This is a genomic window from Streptomyces niphimycinicus, assembly GCF_018883605.1.
GTDB classification, from domain to species: Bacteria; Actinomycetota; Actinomycetes; order Streptomycetales; family Streptomycetaceae; genus Streptomyces; species Streptomyces niphimycinicus.
On the sequence record NZ_JAHLEM010000326.1, the window covers coordinates 1 to 6,731 of the forward strand.

Consider the following 6,731-nt stretch of genomic DNA (forward strand, 5'->3'; position numbering starts at 1 on the left):
GCCCGCCCGGTGGCCGGGGCCGGGTATGGCCGCTCGTCCGGCAGCAGCAGGCCGATGTCGGCGAGCCGGGCGCCGGGCGCGGCGGCGATACGGCGGAGCAGCGCACCCAGCCGGTCGAGCAGGCGCCGGGCGGCGTCCGCGTCGAGGACTCCGATGTGGTGGTCGAGCCGCAGGCCCAGCCGCGTTCCGTCGCCGGGCAGGACGATGAGCGACAGCGGGTAGTGCGTACCGTCCAGCACCCGCAGCCCGGTGATCTCGATGCCGGGCGCGACGTCCCGCAGGACATCGGCGTCCAGGGGGTAGTTCTCGAACACGACCAGGCTGTCGAAGAGTGCGCCGGGTCCGGCCAGCCGCTGGAGCCGGGTGAGATCGGCGTGCTGGTGCTCGACGACGGCGAGCTGCTGATCCCGCAGCGCGCGCAGCGTCTCCTCGACGGTTCGGGAAGGATCGAGGCGGACCCGGACCGGGATGGTGTTGATCAGCAGGCCGACGATGTTCTCCACACCGGGCAGCTCGGGCGGGCGGCCGGAGACCGTGGCACCGAAGACGACGTCGTCACGGCCGGCGTGAGCACCCAGCAGCATCGCCCAGCCGAGCCGTACGAGCGTGTTGACGGTCAGCCCGTGCGCCCGGGCCGCCCGCCGCAGCTCGTCCGTCACCGCGGCATCCAGCTCGGCCTCGGCCCGGCCGTGGGCGGCGCTACCCCGGCCCCGCTCCCCGCCGACCAGGGTGGGGCCGTCCAGCCCGGAGAGAACGCCGCGCCAGGCGGCCTCTTCGGCCTCGGTGTCGCGCGTGGCGAGCCAGTCCAGATAGGCGCGGTACGGCGTGGCGGCCGGGAGTGTTCCGCCCGCGTAGAGGGTGAAGAGCTCCCGGACCGCTATCGGCCAGGACCAGCCGTCCAGCAGGATGTGATGGGCCGTCAGCACGAAGACGTGCCGCCGCTCGGCGGCCCGTAGGAGAGTGGCGCGCAGCGCGGGCGGGTCGGCGAGATCGAACCGCAGACGCCGGTCCCGGTCGAGGTAGGCGGCCTCCTCCGCGGGAGACGCCACCCGCTCCTCCCGCCACGGAACGTCGATCCGGTCCGGCACCACCTGCACGGGCCTGCCGACGGCGTCCGACCGGAACCCGGCGGCCAGGTTCGGATGCCGACGCAGCAGCGCACGCAGGGCCTCACGCAGGGCTGTGGCGTCGAGTTCGCCGGTCAGCTCGAAGACGAACTGGACGAGATAGGGGTCCGCGCCGCCGTCGGCGCCGCTTTCCTCCCCCTCGTCGCGATCGTATTCGTCCCCCTCGTCGCGATCGTATTCGTCCCTCTCTTCGCGATCGTAGAGGGAGTGGAACAGCAGCCCTTGGGCGAGCGGCGCCAGCGGCAACGCCTCGCCCGCACGGTCTGCCGCGGATGCCACGGGTCGCTCGCCCACCGCGATTGGCTCCCCCACCGCCGTTCGCCCGGCCGGAGCGGGTGCGGCGGGTCGCTCGTCCGCAGCGCCGGCCAGCGCCGCGAGGTGATCGAACCAGCGCCCCGCCAGGTCCGCCATGCGCGCGTCGTCCAGCAGGCGACCGGCCCAGGACCACATGGCGGTGAGCCGGGGGCCTTCGGGGTGGTCGACGATGACGGAGTCGAGTTCGACGGCGTGCGCCAGCGGCAGCTCCGGCGACGCGCTGGACGCGAGGACGCTCCCGTCCGGGCTCCAGTCCCGCTCGCCGTCCGCCTCGAACCGGCCGAGGTAGTTGTAGGCGATCGGGGGTGGTGCCGGTGCGGCCAGCCGGGTGGCGGTTTCCGGGTTGAGATGGCGCAGCAGGCCGTAGCCGAGGCCATGGGCCGGTACGTCGCGCAGTGCCGCGCGGACCCGGGCCACGGCAGCGTCCCAGGGCGTGTCCCGGTCCCCCGCGTCGAGCAGCAACGGGTGGATGGTGGTGAACCAGCCGACCGTACGCGACAGTTCGAGACCGGCGGCGAACTCCTCCCGGCCGTGGCCTTCCAGGTCCAGGCCGACGGCCGTCTCACCCGCGCCCCGCCAGTCGGCGACGGCCCGGACGAACGCGGTCAGCAGCAGTTCGTTCAGCGAGGCGCCGAACGCGGCAGTGGCGCGCTCCGCCAGGGCCGCGGTCAGCGCGGCCGGAAGGGTGCGGGTGTGGTGGCGTCGTGTGGCCTCGGTGTCCCGCGCCGGGTCCGGCCGCGGCTCGGCCCGGAGGTGGCTCACCGCGTTGGCGACCTGGGTCCAGTACGGGAGTTCGGCCAGGACCGACGCGCCCCGGGCATGCGCCGCCAGCGCCCGGCTCCACCTCCCGAACGCCGTGCCGACCGCCTGTAGTGCCGGGGTCCGGCCGGTGGCCAGCGCACGCCAGCCGTGGCGCAGGTCGTCGAGCATGATCCGCCACGACACCCCGTCGACGGCGAGGTGATGCACGGTGAGAACGAGAGTGCCGGGCCGATCGGCTCCGGCGTCGAACCACTCCGCGTGCACGACCCGCCCCGCCACGGGGTCCAGCCGCTCTCCGGCCCGCGCGGCGTGCTCCCGTACGGCGGCCTCCAGCGCCTGCCGGTCCCAACCGGCCGCATCGTGCCGGACCAGTGCGATCCGGCCACGGGGCTCGGTCCGCAGCTCCCAGGAGGCGTCCCGCGCCACCAGCCGGAGGCGCAGCATGTCGTGCCGGTCGAGCAGCGCTTCGAGGAGGGTGAGCAGCCTGGGCACATCGAGCCCGGCGGGGGTGCGCAGCGCCATCGACTGCGCGAACCCGGTGATGGGGCCGCCACGTTCACGCAGCCAGTGCATCACCGGTGTCGGCTCGACCGCCGGGTCCGCGCCGCCCTCGCTCGGGGCAGTGGGCGGCAGCGGCCGGTCGGTCATCGCCGCGGCCAGTTCGGCGACCGTGGGGTGGCGGAAGACGTCCTGGGAGGTGAGCGGGAGCCCGGCCCGCCTGGCCCGGCTGACCAGGTGGATCGCCAGGATGCTGTCGCCGCCCAGTGCGAAGAAGCCCTTGTCCGGCGGAATGTCCGGCTCGCCCAGCACCTCGCGGAACAGCGCGGCGAGCGTCTCCTCGGCGGGTGTGCGGGGCCCGTCCGGGGCCGCGCGGTCGGGCCGTGGGGTGGGCGGGGCGGGCAGGGCGGCGCGGTCGAGCTTGCCGTTGCGGGTGAGCGGCAGCCGTGCGACCGGGACGATCGCCGAGGGCACCATGAACGCGGGCAGGTGGTCGGCGGCGTGGCGCTTCAGCGCGTCGACGTCCACATCCACGCCCGGGGACACGGTGTGGGGTTGTGCGGTTCCCGACCGCACGGTTCCCGACCGCACGGTTCCCGACCGCGTGGTTCCCGACCGCACGGTTCCCGACCGCACGGCTTCCCCCTGCCCGGTGACGACGTACGACACCAGCCTGCGCTCGCCCGGCCAGTCCTCGCGGAGCACGGTGGCGGCGCGCGTCACGGCGGGGTGGCGGCACAACGCGTCGTCGATCTCGCCGGGTTCGACGCGATAGCCGCGCAGTTTGACCTGGCTGTCGGCACGGCCGACGAATTCCAGGGTGCCGTCCGGGTTCCAGCGGGCAAGGTCTCCGGTGCGGTACATACGGGCGCCGGGCGGGCCGAACGGGCAGGCCACGAAGCGCTCCGCGGTGCGGGCCGGCGCACCGAGGTAACCACGCGCCAGCCTGGCCCCGGAGAGGTGGACCTCGCCGGTGACGCCGGGCGGGACGGGGCGCAGCGCGTCGTCGAGGAGGTGCACCGCGGTGCCGTCGAGCGCGGTGCCCACCGGCACCGACGTGGCCTCGGCCGGGAGGTGGTCCACCGGGTGCCGGGTGGCGAAGACGGTGGTCTCGGTGGGTCCGTAGCCGTTGATGACGGCGGGGGCGGGGCGCGTGGCGCGGACGCGCCGTACGGCCTCGGGGGCGACCACATCGCCGCCGGTCCACACCTGGCGGACGCCGGCGAGGCAGCCGGGGTCCTCCTCGGCGACCGCCGCGAACAGGCCCGCCGTCAGCCACAGGCCGGTGACGCGGTGCGCGGCGATGACCTCACGCAGGACACCGATGTCCATCCGGCCCGGTGGCGCGATGACGATCTCGCCACCGGTGAGCAGCGGCACCCACAGTTCCAGGGTGAGCGCGTCGAAGGCATGCGGGGAGTGCAGCAGCACCCGCTCCGCGCCGCCCTCGGTCCACCAGCGGTCGGCGGCGAGCCGTACGAGGTTGTCATGGGTGATCGCCACGCCCTTCGGGGCGCCGGTCGAGCCCGAGGTGAACATCACGCATACGAGGTGCTCCGGGTGCACGGCCGCCGGGCGGTGATCCCGGGGCACGGCCCCCGCACCGTGCTCCGGGGGCACAGCCGCCGCACCGTGCTCCGGGTGCACGGCCGCCGGGCGGTGATCCCGGGGCACGGCCCCCGCACCGTGCTCCGGGGGCACAACCTCCGGGCGGTGATACGAGGCCACGCCCTCCGCGCCAGGCTCCGGGGCGGGTCGCTCATCGCCGAGGACGAAGGTGCGGTGCCCCCGGGCGCGGAACCACAGGGCGATGTCGTCGTCCCGGGTGGTGGCGTCGGTGATCAGGAACCGCGCCCCCGCGTCGGCGGCGATCGCGGTCAGGCGGGCCCGTCCGTCCTCGCGGTGCAGCGGCAGATACGCGGCCCCCGCCTTGACGACGCCCAGCACCGCGACCACGAGATCGGGCGAACGCCCGACGAGCAGGCCCACCGGTGTCTCGGCGGTGACGCCCGCCGCGGTCAGCAGGGCGGCGAGGGTGTCCGCCCGGGCGTCGAGTTCCCGGTAGGTGAGCCGCTCGCCGGTCGCGGCGGACCGCACGGCGAACGCCCCGGGGGCGCGGGCCACATGGGCCTGGAACCACGCGAGGGCCGTCCGCGCCGGGCCGGTGGTCCGCTGCCGCGGCCCGGTGCCCGCCGTCCGGAGCCGGTCGCGTTCGGCGGCCGAGGTGATGGCATAGCGCGCCACGCGGGTCCGGCCCGGGCGGGCGGCGGCCTGGCGCAGCACCCGCAGGAACCTTTCACTTGCCTCGCGCAGCAGCTCCGGGGAGTGGTTGGCCGGGTTGGCGTCGGCGTCGATGGTGAGCGGTCCGTCGCCACGGTCGTACGCCACCAGGGACAGGTCCTCCGAGGGCGGCGCCTGGACGTTGTGCACGGTGGCGGTGGCGGATCCGAATCGCAGGCCGTAGGCGAAGCGCTGGATGTTCAGCACGGGCCCGAAGAAGCGGCGGCCGTCCTCGGGGTAGCCCAGATCGCGGCGCAGCCGCTCACCCCGGTAGCGCTGGTGCCGCTGGACGAGGGCGATCTCCTCGTCGGCGCGGGCCGCCAGGTCCGCGAAGGTGGCCGCGGGGTCGACCCGCAGGCGCAGGGGCAGCACGTTCGCCGCCATGCCGGGCACGCGACGGCTCTGCTCGTCGACCCGTCCGGTGACCGGCAGGCTGAGCACGACGTCACGGCTGCCGGTCATCGCGTGGGCGAAGACGGCGGCCGCGGCGACCACGAGCCGCGACCAGCGCTGCCCCATCTCCCCCGCTGCCGACCGCAGTTGTGCGAACTCCGCCTCGGGCAGGACGCTGGTCCGCCGCAGCGAGCCCGCGGGCACCGGGGCCGGGCGGGCGGCCAGGCTCAGGAACTCCGGGCGCCCTTCCATCCGGCCGAGCCACCACCGCCGGTCGGCTTCCCGCCGTGGCGAGGCGTGGTAGGCGCGGTCCTCCTCGAGGGCGGCGCGCAGCGGGCTCCACCCGTTCCCGGGTATCGGGCCGCCGCACAGGAGGCTGTCGTAGAGCTCGGCGACGCGCCGCGAGAGGAGGGTCATGCCGAAGCCGTCGAGGGCGATGTGGTGCACCCGGTGGAACAGCAGATGCCGCTGGTCGGCGATCCGCAGGACGGCGCCGTCGAACAGCTCGCCCTCGGCCAGGTCGACGGGCCGGGACAGCTCCTCGCGCATCCAGGTCAGGGCCGTCGCGTGCGGGTCGGTCTCCTGCCGCAGATCGCGCACGGGTAAGGAGGTGGAGCGCGGGCTCGTCACGCGCTGGACCGGCCGGCCGTCCGGCGCCTCGATGAAGCGGACGTGCAGCGCTTCGGTCTCGCGCACGGCCTGCCGTACGGCGGCCACGAGGACGTCGGTGTCGAGCGCTCCGGTGATGTCGGTGTATTCACCCCACAGATAGGGCGAGGACAGGTCGGGCCGGGACCGCTCGGCCAGCCATACGCCCGACTGGGCCTCGGAAACGGGGAGTTCGGTGCCCGGTTCGTCCAGGGCCATCGTGTTTCCCGCCCGGTCGCCGTGCGACGACCTCAACGTAGCAGTGGCTTCACAGGGCGATCGCGTCGGTCGTCGGATGGTTCGGGAACGGATGTCGGTCGGCGGTTCTCCGATCTTGTCCGGTCGCCGAGACTAACAGTCGAGTAAAGGCACTGCAAAGGGATGGCAATGTGGCAGGGGTGCGGTTCAGGCCAAGTCGGCGTCGGGATACCTCCGCCCGGGCCCGGACACGGCCAAGGGCCCGCCGGTGCGGGCCGCGATGACGCGGCGGCCCGTACCGGCGGGCCCATGGAGGACGGACGCCGGAGGAAAAGCGCCTCAGGGCTTGCGGGCCACCGCCCCGTACATGGCGATGTCCTCGTCCTTGATGGTTTCGGTGGAGGTGCCGTCCGGGCGCCACTTGTGGACCTGGGTGAGGCCGGGCTCCACCAGGTCGAGGCCGTCGAAGAACCGCTGGGCCTCGGCCTCGGTGCGCAGCCGCATGGGCAT

The 6,731-nt window shown here is 74.6% G+C and carries 2 protein-coding genes; both read right to left on the reverse strand.

What is annotated here, in order from left to right:
* Positions 1 to 6,242 (reverse strand): condensation domain-containing protein (locus KN815_RS27285; RefSeq protein WP_216344561.1); only part of this gene is annotated, 6,242 nt, incomplete at its 3' end.
* A 318-nt stretch (positions 6,243 to 6,560) separates the two neighbouring features.
* A partial coding sequence (locus tag KN815_RS27290; protein ID WP_216344562.1) for an SAM-dependent methyltransferase occupies positions 6,561 to 6,731 on the reverse strand: 171 nt, incomplete at its 5' end.